This window comes from Cedecea colo (genome assembly GCF_011808225.1).
In the GTDB taxonomy this organism is placed as follows: Bacteria; Pseudomonadota; Gammaproteobacteria; order Enterobacterales; family Enterobacteriaceae; genus Dryocola; species Dryocola colo.
Genome location: NZ_SOYS01000001.1, coordinates 243,525 through 257,358, shown reverse-complemented (window position 1 = coordinate 257,358; position 13,834 = coordinate 243,525). Strand labels below are relative to the sequence as shown.

At 51.0% G+C, this 13,834-nt stretch carries 11 protein-coding genes, 1 pseudogene and 1 riboswitch; of the genes and pseudogenes, 9 read left to right on the top strand and 3 right to left on the bottom strand.

The window, feature by feature from the left end; all coding sequences use genetic code 11:
* The first annotated feature begins 45 nt into the window (after positions 1–45).
* The 7 genes from E2L00_RS01130 (at position 46) to yegS (ending at position 8,720) form a co-directional block, all read left to right on the top strand.
* On the top strand, positions 46–300 hold the full coding sequence (locus tag E2L00_RS01130) for a hypothetical protein (RefSeq protein ID WP_167605841.1): 255 nt from the start codon (positions 46–48) through the stop codon (positions 298–300).
* Positions 297–1,667 carry a TcdA/TcdB catalytic glycosyltransferase domain-containing protein gene (locus tag E2L00_RS01125; protein ID WP_167605838.1) on the top strand — a complete coding sequence of 457 codons (1,371 nt, stop codon included), beginning with the start codon at positions 297–299 and terminating at the stop codon, positions 1,665–1,667. The genes E2L00_RS01130 and E2L00_RS01125 overlap by 4 nt, the downstream gene beginning before the upstream one ends.
* Positions 1,649–2,701, top strand: a complete 1,053-nt coding sequence (locus E2L00_RS01120) for a glycosyltransferase family 2 protein (RefSeq protein ID WP_167605835.1) — start codon at positions 1,649–1,651, stop codon at positions 2,699–2,701. The genes E2L00_RS01125 and E2L00_RS01120 overlap by 19 nt, the downstream gene beginning before the upstream one ends.
* A complete protein-coding gene (locus E2L00_RS01115; protein WP_236127646.1) occupies positions 2,698–3,978 on the top strand; it encodes an efflux RND transporter periplasmic adaptor subunit in 1,281 nt (426 codons plus the stop codon). The genes E2L00_RS01120 and E2L00_RS01115 overlap by 4 nt, the downstream gene beginning before the upstream one ends.
* A complete protein-coding gene (locus E2L00_RS01110) occupies positions 3,968–6,070 on the top strand; it encodes a peptidase domain-containing ABC transporter (protein ID WP_167605832.1) in 2,103 nt (700 codons plus the stop codon). Before E2L00_RS01115 ends, E2L00_RS01110 begins: the two co-directional genes overlap by 11 nt.
* Positions 6,071–6,207: 137 nt before the next feature.
* Entirely contained in the window at positions 6,208–7,569 is a 1,362-nt protein-coding gene (trhP, locus tag E2L00_RS01105) for a prephenate-dependent tRNA uridine(34) hydroxylase TrhP (RefSeq protein WP_167605829.1), read from the top strand.
* A 251-nt stretch (positions 7,570–7,820) separates the two neighbouring features.
* Positions 7,821–8,720, top strand: a complete 900-nt coding sequence (yegS, locus tag E2L00_RS01100) for a lipid kinase YegS (RefSeq protein WP_167605826.1) — start codon at positions 7,821–7,823, stop codon at positions 8,718–8,720.
* Positions 8,721–8,751: 31 nt separating this feature from the next.
* On the opposite strand, the gene fbaB is transcribed toward yegS, so the two are convergent.
* The 3 genes from fbaB to thiM form a co-directional block, all read right to left on the bottom strand.
* The gene (gene fbaB, locus E2L00_RS01095) at positions 8,752–9,804 is read right to left on the bottom strand and encodes a class I fructose-bisphosphate aldolase (protein WP_167605823.1); all 1,053 of its coding nucleotides are present in this window, start codon (positions 9,802–9,804) and stop codon (positions 8,752–8,754) included.
* Positions 9,805–9,986: 182 nt separating this feature from the next.
* Positions 9,987–10,787 carry a bifunctional hydroxymethylpyrimidine kinase/phosphomethylpyrimidine kinase gene (thiD, locus tag E2L00_RS01090; protein WP_167607492.1) on the bottom strand — a complete coding sequence of 267 codons (801 nt, stop codon included), beginning with the start codon at positions 10,785–10,787 and terminating at the stop codon, positions 9,987–9,989.
* A 5-nt stretch (positions 10,788–10,792) separates the two neighbouring features.
* Positions 10,793–11,581: a hydroxyethylthiazole kinase gene (gene thiM / locus E2L00_RS01085; RefSeq protein ID WP_167605819.1), complete on the bottom strand. Its 789-nt coding sequence runs from the start codon at positions 11,579–11,581 to the stop codon at positions 10,793–10,795.
* Positions 11,582–11,613: 32 nt separating this feature from the next.
* Positions 11,614–11,710: riboswitch (TPP riboswitch) on the bottom strand.
* A 223-nt stretch (positions 11,711–11,933) separates the two neighbouring features.
* Here thiM and E2L00_RS21460 point away from each other — a divergent pair.
* Positions 11,934–12,442, top strand: a pseudogene (locus E2L00_RS21460) (transposase family protein); the annotation flags it as partial.
* A 344-nt stretch (positions 12,443–12,786) separates the two neighbouring features.
* Positions 12,787–13,833 (top strand): DarT ssDNA thymidine ADP-ribosyltransferase family protein, encoded by a 1,047-nt coding sequence (locus E2L00_RS01080; protein WP_167605816.1) that lies wholly within the window; start codon positions 12,787–12,789, stop codon positions 13,831–13,833.
* The last annotated feature ends 1 nt before the right edge of the window (position 13,834 follow it).

The following is a 13,834-nucleotide window of genomic DNA, read 5'->3' as shown; positions in this document are numbered from 1 at the left end:
GGACAGAAATTATTCTGTTCGGTTTAACGATGAAAGGAATCTACCGTGAAAGTTTATATCTTCTATTCCAACGATATTGCCGTTAATGTCTATGAGAAAAGCGCGCTGTCTGCCGAAGATAAAAAGCAGCTAAAAAGCGAGGGCTTCATAAAAATCCCTTTTGAAACAAAGGCCTTGAGCGAAGCCGCCGCCATCGATATGATGCTGGAGCATTTCAGGGAAAATACCGCCGCGCTGGAAGAATTTACCAAAGATTACAGCATATCGGCAGCTATCTTTAGCCTGATCTACATTTCATGAAAGCGCCATTGGTATGCATGCAATCCGCGTTGAAAGAAGCCTGGAAAAACCAGGAAAAGAATGGCGCTACCCACTCCCCCTACGGCAGTAAGGCCGCAGCGCTGCAAACCCTGGCTGCTTTAAAAAAGCCGCTGCCAAATGTGCTTCACTTTGTCTGGATTGGCGATCTGCGAACTTTGGATTGCGAATATATTAATCTCTGGCTGAGCGTAAACAAGGACAGCAGCATTAACCTTTGGCACGACGATGATTGCTCTCTTAGCCAGCGCTTTCACCGCGAGCTTGTTCATTACGCAAAAACAGCCGCGCCATACGACATGAACCAACGGTTAATCGGCCTGCAAAACGAGGCATTCCATTATATTTACGCAAGGTTAGATAAAGACCACACGTTTAATAGCTTAGCCGTACAGTTTTTACAGCGCCTGAATATCGAACTAACGGGCTCGCAGCCTGCGCCCAACGCTATATTGACTAAGCTGTCCGGGCAAGTAACGTTACAAAGCATCCCTTCGCTTTTTTCGGGCAGATTCGCCAGATTCAAAAAATATTATTATTACGAGATTATTCTTCGCGCTAACTTTGCCTGCGCCAGCGATATAGCAAGACTGCTAATACTTTATCATCATGGCGGTATTTATATCGATACCGATACGCTACCTGCGATTGACGCTTGTTTTCCAAAAACAAAAGCGCTCCTTAAACGCTATGGCGCTGACAATGATGAATACGCCACCGCAGCCATGGCAGAAGCCGTCCTGCAACAAACAAGAAAGAGCATCGGGATTAACAATAATATTTACCCCTACCTCGATAAACTCGCCGGTATTTCTTCATCTGTAAGGAAGACGCTTTATTCCAGCATCAAGGAAGAAGCAGGGAAAATTGACCTCTCCTCCCTTCAACCGCTGGGAGAAGTATTCTGCTATACGAACTTGCTTGTGCAGAGCGCAATCCCTTCACTTGTTGGCGTTTACTTCAGTAATGTACTCGGCGCATGCCCTTATTCTAAAACCGTATCAATATTGTTACGTAGCATAGACAAAAGGTATCGCTTCCTTGAAAAGAATGATGCTATTTTCGCCCGGGCTCAGGAAGACCGTCCTCATCACTATCTTGCACGCTTATTAACCTATCGGCATGAAAGCATCACGGGTTCCGGAGAAGTGACGCTTGCTTTAACCGGCCCGGGCCTCATTGTCGAAGTATTATTAGGGTTGTGTTACCACATTCTGAAACTTAATGAGGATGTTCCCCCCGACTTTCTGACTATTTTCATGCAAAACGATCGTTACGGCATCGCTTTTTTCGACCATACGCTACACACACCGGCAGGCTTAATTTCTTCATGGATGAAACAATCTTAGAAGCCGCAGAAATCAGCGCGGTAATCCTTTGCTTCAACGAGCAAAAGACCATTACTTCTACTCTCGATTCGCTACACGGACTGGTTGATGAAATAATCATCGTTGATACCGGTTCTACCGATAACACGGTGAGGCTGATATTACAGCATCCGGCCAGGGTTAAGCTTTATTTCCGCGACTGGAATAATGATTTTTCAGCAATGCGAAACTTTGCCATTTCTTTGACCAGCAACGCCTGGTGTCTGGTGATTGATGCCGATGAATGTATCGCGACGGAAACAAGGCACGTCTTCCGAAATACGCTACGTAAAATTAGCCACGACGACATAAACGCACTCTATGCACCGCTGATCGATAATCTCGACGGCAGCAGCCTTATCAATAATGCCAGAATCTTCAGAAAAAGAACCTCGCTTCGCTATCATGGTAAAGTTCATGAATATCTCGAGGCAGAAGACTACAAGCTTATTTGCCTCCCTGACATTAAAATTCTTCACTATGGGTACATTAACAGTGCCTACGAGGAAAAAAACAAGCATTTAAGAAACAAAAGCTTACTCGCTGAGCAAATGCGGACAGAACCGGATAACCTGAGGTGGAAATATTTTGCTCTGCGTTACTTAACGCCTTGCGAACCAGAATATGAAGCGATTCTTCAGCACTTTGGGGCGCTTCCTTTGCCTTATGCTGATAGCTGGGAAGTTTATGCCTTCAACGTTAAATCAAAACTTATTATGTATTTGCTGGAAAAACACGAATATAAACATGCCAGGCAGCATGCAAAAGCGCTTTATAAACACTACAGAGATAAAAACACCTGTTTGCTGTACCTGCTGGCTAATTATCTACAGGCACGAACTAATTTTCTTATGGCGACCCGGACAAGCCTCGGCCTTTTAGGTGAAACAGAAAATTTGCCCACTGATGAATATCTGAGCGAGAAATTAAACCCCGACGGCTATAAACATATACTCGCTGAAATGGCAATGTATATACAAAGACACGAATCTGAAAATGGCGCTGTTAAATCATGATATTCAGAAAGGAAGCGTTAGAACATCGTGTCACTTCATGGCGCGGCAAAGCCGTCATGCGCGGCGGGTTTCCCGCCTGGCTGCTGGCCATTATTACCTTCTCGTTTTTCACGCTGATAGCGGCGTTTCTTATCCTGGGCTCCTGGCATCGCCGGGTGGTGGTCACCGGGGAACTGGTCTCGGTGCCGCGCGCCATCACGTTATTCTCCAGCTGGCAGGGCATTATCGAGCGCAGCTTTGTGCTGCCCGGAACGGTTGTCAAAAAAGGGACGCCGCTCTATGAGATTAATATCGACCGCACCATTAACGCTGGCGTGTTCAGTACCATACAAAAAGAGAATATCGAAAAGCAGATTTCGGCGTTAGACAGCATTATTTTGCGGGTTAAGCAAAATAAGCTTGTCACCCTCGACACGCTGAGAAAACAAAAAGTCAGCTATGAATCCGCTCTGGCACATTCGCAAAAGATAGTAGCCAGCGCCCGAGCCGGGCTCGAAAATACGCAGGCGAATATGGAGAGCTATCAGCAACACCTGCGCAGAGGCCTGATAACCAAAGATCAGCTAACCAACCAGATTTCACTGCATCACCAGCAACAAATTAACCTGTTAAATATCAGCACCCAGCATGAGCAAAATAATCTGCAAACTATGCTGCTGACCAGCACGTTGCAGACCCAGGCGACTGACTTTGACAACCAGCTTTTTGAGCTTGAAATCCAAAGAGGCGAGTTATTAAGCCAGCGCGCCAGCGTCGAGGCAAACGGTACTGTGGTTATCACCTCACCCGTTGAGGGTAAAATTGAAACGACAGGCGTTGTCGTCGGACAGACGATTAACAATGGCGACAGCCTGGCGCAGATTATTCCGGGCAACGTTAGTCATTACGCGCTGGTGTTCTGGGTTCCCGCCTATGCCGTCCCTTACATTGCACCGGGGGATATCGTAAACGTTCGCTACGCGGCCTTCCCGGCCGAGAAGTTTGGCCAGTTTTTTAGCACCATTCAGTCAGTTTCTGAACTTCCCACGCCCGTACAGGAAATGGCAATCTGGCCGTCCGCCAAAACAAAAATGGCCGATCCCTCTGAGACCTGGTTCAAGCTCATCGTCAAACCGCAGAACGCCCTCTTCCGTTATCGCGATAAAACCTTCCTGCCGCAAAACGGCATGCGCGCCAGCGGCGTTTTATTCCTGGAAAAAAGAAGCCTTATCGAGTGGGTGCTCTCCCCGCTTTCCCGCATCAGGAACGATACTTCGGGGCCCGTAGATGGAAAATAATAATGCCCCTTCCGGTATCGGGGGGCTGAATATAAAGCTGCGCCGTAAGGTGCCGGTTATGCTGCAAAGCGAGTCGAGCGAGTGCGGGCTGGCCTGCCTGGCGATGGTGGCCTCGTGGCATGGTAAGCAGACAAACATACTGTCTCTGAGGCAGGAACACGGTATTTCCCTGCATGGCTGTACGCTCGATACGCTTGCGCAAATTTCCGGGGAGCTGGAAATGGCCTCGCGGGCGCTTTTCGTTGAACCCGACGAGCTTCATAAGCTTTCGCTTCCCTGCATTTTGCACTGGGAGTTCAACCATTTTGTCGTGCTCACCCGCATCAAGGGCAATAAAATCACCCTACACGATCCCGCCGTGGGAGTGAAAACGCTGAAATTAGATGCGCTTTCGAAAAGCTTTACCGGCGTTGCCTTTGAACTGTGGCCAAAGGTTGCGTTTACCCGGCAGAGTAAACCGCAAAGGATGAAAACCCTCGATCTGCTGCGCAATATCAGCGGATTGAAAGGCGTACTCAGCAAACTTTTTTTGCTGTCACTAATGATTGAATTTATTGGCCTGCTGCTTCCCGTTGGCACCCAGCTCATTATGGACCACGCGATCCCTGAAAACGATCGAAGCCTGTTGACGGTTATCTGTTCTGGACTGATGCTGATAACCCTGCTGCAAACCGCCGTCAGCCTATGGCGCCACTGGGCGATCGTTATGATCGGCGCCACCACGGATTTACAGTGGAAGGACGGGCTTTTCCGTCATCTGGTGCGTCTTCCGTTGGCCTGGTTTGAAAAACGCAAGCTTGGCGATATCCAGTCACGCTATTTCTCCATCGATACCATTCGCGAAACGTTCATCACCGAAATTACCGGCGGCATGGTGAGCTTTCTTATCATCAGCGGTTCGCTTGCGCTTTTATTCTTTTATGGCGGCGCATTAAGCTTTATCGCCATGGCCTTTACGCTGATTTATATCCTCATTCGGCTAATGACCTGGCCGGTTTACCGGCAGATGTCGGAAGAACAGCTGGTCAAAGATGCCAGCGCAAATTCGTATCTGACCGAGACGCTTTTTAGCATCGCCACTATCCGTTCTCAGGGCCTGGAGGACCGCCGCTGCCGTAATATGATGAATCTGAACGTCAACACGACCAACTCCGGCATCATGCTGGCGAAATTCGACATGACCTTCACCCTGATCGGGACGCTAATTGGCACCTGCGAGTATATTCTGATCCTCTGGTTTGGCGTCACACGCGTGCTGGACAATCAGATGACGCTGGGAGCCTGGATAGCTTTTGGCACCTTTCGCGCGCTGTTTTCCGAGAGCGCTCTGGCCTTTACCGATACTTTGCTCCAGCTACGGATGCTCTCTTTACACAACGAGCGGGTATCAGACATCGCCTTATCGCCTACTGAACCTGAAACGCCCACCCGCAAGCTTTTTCCGACGGGAAAGGCGCTGGAGCTTGCAACGCAAAAGTTGACCTTTCGCTACGACAAATACGCCTCGTCGGTGATAAACGAGCTGAATTTATCCGTTAAGGCGGGCGAAAGCGTTGCCATCATCGGCCCGTCCGGCTGCGGAAAGACCACGCTGATGAAGCTGCTTTGCGGCCTGACGGCGCCACAGAGCGGCAGAATTATGGTTGATGGCCTGGATGTTTATCAGGCAGGCGTGCATAACTACCGCCGCGCCATCGCCAGCATCCTTCAGGATGACAAACTGCTTTCCGGTTCACTGCGCGGCAACATTTCCGCATTCAGCCAAAACGTAGATGAAGCGTGGATGGTGGAGTGCGCAAAGCTCAGCAATATCCACGACGATATTTCAGCGTTGCCGATGGGCTATGACACGCTGGTTGGCGAACTGGGCGAGGGTTTGTCCGGCGGACAAAAACAGCGTTTGTTTATCGCCCGCGCGCTCTATAGCCGCCCGGGCATTCTTTTTATGGACGAGGCCACCAGCCATCTGGACGAAGAAAACGAGCGGCTAATCAATGAGGCCATCGCCGGGCTCGGCATGACGCGAGTCCTTGTTGCCCACCGCCCTTCCACTATCGCCTCAGCCCATCGGGTGATTAGGCTGGGCGTTTAATCTCCCTGCGCATGAGGTGGTTTCTGGCGTTAATAAGCGCTACAATTCCCGCCCTAAAATTGGGGTAATGCCAAAGCCTTGCTATCACCGCTTCATCAGGTGAAGCGGTTCTGACCTGACATCAGACCGGGAACATCATGTTTAAACCAGAACTTTTATCGCCAGCGGGAACGCTGAAAAATATGCGTTACGCTTTCGCCTATGGTGCAGATGCCGTTTACGCAGGCCAGCCGCGTTACAGCCTGCGCGTGCGTAATAACGAGTTTAACCACGAAAATTTGCAGCTCGGCATCAACGAAGCCCATGCGCTGGGTAAAAAATTCTACGTCGTGGTTAACATCGCCCCGCACAACGCCAAGCTGAAAACCTTTATCCGCGATCTGAAGCCGGTCGTCGAGATGGGGCCGGACGCGCTGATTATGTCCGATCCGGGCCTGATCATGCTGGTACGCGAAGCCTTCCCTGAAACAGACATTCATCTGTCGGTACAGGCCAACGCCGTTAACTGGGCGACGGTGAAGTTCTGGAAGCAGATGGGATTGACCCGCGTCATCCTCTCACGCGAACTGTCGTTAGAAGAAATCGCGGAAATTCGTGAGCAGGTGCCGGAGATGGAGCTGGAAATTTTTGTTCACGGCGCGCTGTGCATGGCCTACTCCGGCCGTTGCCTGCTTTCGGGGTATATCAACAAACGCGATCCAAACCAGGGAACCTGCACCAACGCCTGCCGCTGGGAATACAAAGTAGAAGAAGGCAAAGAAGATGCGGTGGGCAATATCGTCCACGTTCATGAGCCTATCCCGGTACAGAATATCGTGCCAACGCTTGGCGTGGGCGCGCCGACCGATAAAGTTTTTATGATGGAAGAGGCTAAACGCCCGGGCGAGTATATGACCGCGTTTGAAGATGAACACGGCACCTACATCATGAATTCCAGGGATCTACGGGCCATTGAACACGTGGAACGCCTGACGAAAATGGGCGTGCATTCGTTAAAAATCGAAGGCCGGACTAAATCCTATTACTACTGCGCGCGTACCGCCCAGGTTTATCGCCGGGCAATTGATGACGCTGCGGCAGGCAAACCTTTCGATCCAACGCTTCTGCAAACGCTGGAAGGACTGGCGCACCGTGGCTATACCGAAGGGTTCCTGCGCCGTCACACGCACGAAAGCCATCAGAACTACGAATATGGCCATTCTATTTCCGAGCGCCAGCAGTTTGTCGGTGAATTCACGGGCGAGCGTCGGGGCGATCTGGCAGCCGTTGCGGTGAAAAATAAATTCCTGCTCGGCGACAGCCTTGAGTTAATGACCCCGCAGGGCAATGTAACGTTCACGCTGGAACTATTAGAAAACGGCAAAGCGCAGCCGATTGACGTGGCGCCCGGCGATGGCCACACCGTATGGTTGCCTGTGCCGCAGGATGTGTTGCTGGATTATGCACTGCTAATGCGCAACCTGGCAGGTCAGACCACCCAGAATCCGCACGCTAACTAGTTAATTTGGATTATTTTTTCCCGGTGAGAGGATTCTTAGAAATCGATCACACACCGCCCCGCCTGAGTTAGTTATTATTTGCGGGCTGAAAAACATAACCCATAAATGCTAGTTGTACTAGGAACCACCTCCTTGGCCTGCACAATCTCCCTTGCGCAGGCCTTCTTTTTTCTGCTAATTCGTCTCGTTCTTACCCGCCCGCGTCTTTCATGCGATACACTTTCTTATCATTGATCTTCCTGAGGTAAACCATGGAAAAGCTTCCGGTAACGCTTGTTATCCTCAACGGCAAGGGTGCCAATATTCCAGAGCTGCGTAGCGCGATCGGCGTGATGCGAGAAGAAGGTTACAGGCTGCACGTTCGCGTTACCTGGGAACAGGGCGATGCCGCCCGCTATGTTGATGAGGCAATCGATCTGGGCGTGGAAACCGTGGTGGCAGGCGGAGGTGACGGCACCATCAATGAAGTAGCGACGGCGCTGGCGCAACGCGATCCCGCTAACCGCCCTGCGCTGGGCATTTTACCGTTGGGAACGGCAAACGATTTTGCCACCAGCATTGGCATTCCCGTCGAGCTGGATAAAGCCCTGCAGCTGGCTATGGTCGGCCACGCTTTTGATATCGATCTGGTGGAGGTCAATAAAACGGCTTTCTTTATGAATATGGCGACAGGCGGTTTTGGTACCCGCATTACGACCGAAACGCCGGAAAAGCTCAAAGCCGCGCTTGGCGGCGTCTCTTATTTAATCCACGGATTGTTGCGTCTCGACACGCTAAAGCCCGACCGCTGTGAAATTCGCGGCGAGAATTTTGCCTGGGAAGGTGACGCGCTGGTGATAGGTATCGGTAACGGTCGCCAGGCCGGCGGCGGACAGCAGCTTTGCCCGCAGGCTCTCATTAATGATGGGCTGCTGGATCTGCGGATTTTTACCGGCGAAGAATTACTGCCGGCTTTGTTAACCACCCTGACCCGCCCGGAGGAAAGCCCGAATATCATTGACGGACAATCCTCATGGTTTGAAATCAGCGCGCCGCACGAGATAACCTTTAACCTCGACGGCGAGCCGTTAAAGGGACGCGAGTTTCGCATCGACGTTCATCCAAGCGCCCTGCGCTGCCGTTTACCGCCAAATTGCCCGCTGCTGGGCTAAGCGCAAACAGCCGTGCAGGACGAACAGACAGCTACGCGATGCTCACCTTCGTATCCAGGTAAACATCCTGCACGGCGTTAATCAGCTTCACGCCTTCGGGCATGGATTTTTTGAACGCTTTACGGCCCAGAATCAGCCCCATACCGCCTGCACGTTTATTGATAACGGCGGTACGTACCGCGTCAGTAAGGTCAGTTTCTCCGCCCGCAGCTCCCCCGGAATTGATCAATCCGGCACGACCCATATAGCAGTTGGCGAGCTGATAACGAACCAGATCGATTGGGTTATCGGTGGTCAGTTTGGTATATACGCGATCGTCGGTATAGCCGAAGTTAACCGCTTTGTAGCCGCCGTTATTTTCGGCCATTTTCTGCTTAACGATGTCCGCGCCAATAGTGGCGGCCAGATGGTTCGCCTGTCCGGTGAGATCGGCGCTGAGGTGGTAATCCACGCCGTCTTTTTTGAAGTCCGGGTTACGTAAATAGGCCCACAGCACGGTGACCATACCCAGCTCATGGGCTCGTTCAAACGCGCTGGAAATCTCTTCAAGCTGGCGACGCGACTCAGGTGAACCGAAGTAAATCGTCGCCCCCACCGCCACGGCGCCCATATTGAACGCCTGCTCAACGCTTGCATAGAGCGTTTGATCGTAAGTGGTTGGATAGCTTAACGTTTCGTTATGGTTAAGCTTAACGAGGAAAGGAATACGGTGTGCATAGCGGCGGGAAACGGAGGCCAGCACGCCATAAGTAGACGCCACACAGTTACAGCCCGCTTCAATGGCCAGCTCAACGATGTTTTTTGGATCGAAATAAAGCGGGTTTGCGGCGAAGGACGCGCCCGCCGAGTGCTCGACGCCCTGGTCAACCGGCAAAATAGAAAGATAACCCGTCCCCGCCAGACGCCCGGTATTATATAGCGTCTGCATATTTCGTAGCACCGCAGGCGGGCGGTTATTGTCCACCATCACACGATCGACATAATCCGAACCAGGCAGATATAACTGGTCCGCCGGAATTGTCATACAACGATGCTGTAATAAGCCTTCGGCGTCTTTGCCAAGCAACTGCGCAATATCAGTCATAATACGCTCCCGTAAGGTCAGCGAGCCTCTGCCCGCTGAGGATAAGATTTCTGGCCTCTGCACCTGTCGTGCTAAGGGCAGACATAATCCTGGTCGCGACTCGCCGCCTTTGCCACCTGAAGGAGCACTTTCGGCCTAATCCGTTTTGTAACGCCGGGCAGCCACTGCGTACAAAACCCGTGTCACCACCATTCATGAAAATGATGCACCGGACCGATTCCCTGCCCTACTTCCAGCGAATCAGCCTGTTCTAAAGCCTGAGTTAACCATTTTTTCGCCGCCAGTATGGTTTGCGGCCAGTCGCCGTAACGTGGGCGAAGCGCGGCAAGCGCCGCAGAAAGCGTGCAACCCGTACCATGAGTATGTCGCGTCTGTACACGCGGCGCGGTAAAACGCTGTGCACCTTCGCGGGTAAATAACCAGTCGGGACTCTCGGCATCGTCCAGATGTCCGCCTTTCATCAACACGGCCTGGCATCCCATCCCCAGCAGGGCATCTCCCTGCTCTTTCATTTCTCGCTCATTACGGGCGTGCGGCGCATCAAGCAGGGCCGCCGCCTCAGGAAGATTTGGTGTAATCAGCGCTACCTGCGGTAATAGACGTTGGCGCAGGCTTTCTACCGCAGAAGATGCCAGCAGCGGATCGCCGCTTTTTGCCAGCATCACCGTGTCCAGCACCACGTTTTGCGCTTTGTAGAAGAAAAGACGTTCCGCGACCGCCTCAACGATATCCGTTTCCGCCAGCATACCGATTTTGATGGTATCGATACGCACATCGCTCAGCACCGAGTCGAGCTGGGCGGCAACAAAATCGGGCTCGAGGCGATAAACCGACTGCACGCCTCGTGTGTTTTGCGCCACCAGGGCGGTGATTACGCTGGTGCCGTAAGCGCCTAATGCTGAGAAAGTTTTCAGATCGGCCTGGATACCGGCGCCACCGCTTGGGTCGGTTCCGGCAATGGTTAAGGCGTTAATTCGTTTCATACTCTTCATGCCAGCGCCTCCCCGTTCATAAGATAAAGCGCATCCAGAAATGCCGGGCTAAAACTGCCGGGACCACGACTGACGGCGATCGCCTGTTCGCCCGCTAATTTCATAAAGCGACAGGCGGAAGCGACGTTATCCAGCCGGGAACCCGGCAGCGAACAGCAAGCCGCAACTACAGCGGAAAGCGCGCATCCGGTGCCGACCACGCGAGTCATCAATGCGCCCCCACCGGCAATCGCCCAGGCGTTATTGCCGTCCGTCACGTAATCAATTTCGCCGGTAACGGCCACAATCGCACCGGTAAGCTGAGCGAGATGCTGCGCTGCTGGTAAAGCGCTTAATGCGTCGGCGGTGCTGTCCACTCCTCGCCCGCCCGCCGTTTCACCTGCCAGCGCAAGGATTTCAGAAGCGTTGCCACGAACGGCGGCTGGACACAAAGCGAGAATGTCACGCGCGAACTGCGTGCGGAAGGCAAGGCCGCCAACGGCAACAGGGTCGAATACCCACGGCGTGGAAGAAGCATTTGCCGCATGGATGGCGACAAGCATTGCGCGACTGCGATCCGCCGTGAGCGTACCAACATTAATAAGTAGCGAGTCGGCCAGGGGACTAAACTGCGCGGCTTCTTCAGGCTCAATCACCATGGCTGGCGCAGCGCCGAGAGCGAGCAGAACGTTGGCGGTAAAATTTTGCACCACGTCGTTTGTCATGCAGTGCACTAAAGGGGAAGAAAGGCGCAAATTTTGTAAAACAGACGCGGCGCGATGGCAGGGCAGCAGGTCAGGTTGCATAGCAGGCTCCTGTCCGGCGTGAAGAAGGGATGCGGACAGGCATCTGACTTCCCTACGCTGGCATTATCCAGATCAGGTGGTACGGGTATTTCTCAGCCTTCACGTGGAAGGGCACCCCGAGTCATTTAGTACAAATTAGCTTACTTTTTGCCAGCTTAGGGGAAGTGGCTTGCTGTTGCAAGCTCGCCCTCGCAGGGGATCGCTTCCTCACGCATTATCTCATGTTGTACTTCTTTTTTGTCCCCTTTACTTTACGCACAAAAATAGCAACTGCGTTATATCTTATATCTCCTAGCCTTAAGTGTTGTATGTGTGTTCGAATAACGCTCACAAAAACAAACTCATATGCCGCAGCCAGCGCTTCCCCAAAACAGACAGGATATATCATAAAAACGCTCATGAGACGCGGCTACTTTTTACCAGTCTGATGGGATATAAGCCACAGGAGATAGTGAAAATTGACAGCCGCCGGATGTAGATGAAACAGAACTTCCGGGATGAAAAAATGAGCGTTATGGTCCGGAACTTCGGGCACGCAAGAGCCGGGGAGTAAAGCGGATATTTGTGCTGTGCGTTGTTGCGACACTGTATAGAATCATTATGTGGTTAACGGGACATTTCCTTGCAAGCAAAAGGATAAACCGATGGTTTCAGGCAAACCGTGAGAAATCACGCAGTTTATTGCCATATCTGACTTTGAGTGAAAATGACATTCGGCAATCACCAAGGATATTGCCGGGAATGAATCCCGATAGGTTTTATGCTGATATGGCGAAGACCTACCGAAACTTCATATGGTGTACTGATGATGTTTCGGGGAGTCCCTCAGGACGCAAGCCCCTTATTTTTCAAACTTTGTAGTAAAAGTGTTATTTTGCGGTTTAAGTTGAAACATTAGCCACCTGTAGACGACTGTCCAGATGTCACCTGTAAAGTCCATAGATTTTATAAATATCCCTGTAACGCTTTAGCGGTGAAATCCAATATGATCCCCAACCTGTCTTGCTCACTCGCAATGGTGAGCGATACAGATACTTCAAGATTGAAGTTAAACAGTGACGTAAGGTTGTACGCTGCTGTGCAAGCGTTGCCACCACTACCAAAAATAGCAGGGTGTTCATTTGCCGCTTGAAGCACAGTCAGAAGATCTAATACTATCAACCGATACAATATTAATAAAATAATAGCGGCAAGCTGGGGCATTTATGTGGACAGTGATCGGGGTGCTTTTTGTTTTAGCTGTTATCGGTAATATTCTCAATAAAAATAAAGCGCCACCTGCTTCGCCGCAGAAAAGGCCTCCAGCCCCATCATATGACGTGCTAAAACATAATGTTACGAGCCGTCGGACGTCGTCGCAAACACGTCTTTTATTCGCTGATTTACCACTGACTATTCCATCTATTGTTGCCCCTCCTGTTGTCGTTCCTCCGACGATAGATGGAGAGTCGTTAAGTATCCGCGATGCATCTGCGCTGTTGAACCGAGTTGACGGCTTTCGTGACTTTCTATTGACGCGATATGCGATAACCGGGCTGACGCATCTATCACCCGCCTATACATCCGACCTGCACTACGCTTTTATGCATGAAGTAGGACATTTGCACTTTTATGCAATCCAACAGTTTGACTGGAAGCACTTAGTAGATTTTAGAAGTGTGGCGCGTAAATCTGTGCCCGCGTTATATCACTTTACCCATATCTCAAATTTAAAGAGTATCCTTGAGCACGGTATACTTACACGTCAAATCCTTGAATCTTCCGGTAAATCATTTAGATATAATGATGGCCTGCGTCTGGACGGGGTTCGTAATTCGATTTCGCTGTCGGTAGGACACGTGAATAACAAAATGCTCTATAAATATACGCAGGGGTTACGGGATCATGAATGGGCGATACTTAAAATAAAACCGGAACTTATTTCTGGTCCAACATCGCCGTCCTTTGATCATGCTAATCTCTTACAACATAATATTTTCTGCCGAAATAACGCAGCCTCCTCTGAAATGACGGCAGTCAGTATTGCTGAGCGTCAGACATGCCGTGCGTTTCAAAGTTTGTTCGTTGATGTGAATGGTGAGAATAGCGGGGAACGGCCTTACGACGTTCAGGCGGAGATCCTGCATCAGGCTTCTATTCCGGTGCATTTTATCAGCGACATCATTTTTTACGCGACAGAGAATATACCGTCCTGGCTAACCCATCCAAAAGCCAATATTGTTGTTGATCCTGCCCGTTTCTCATTCAGGTAAT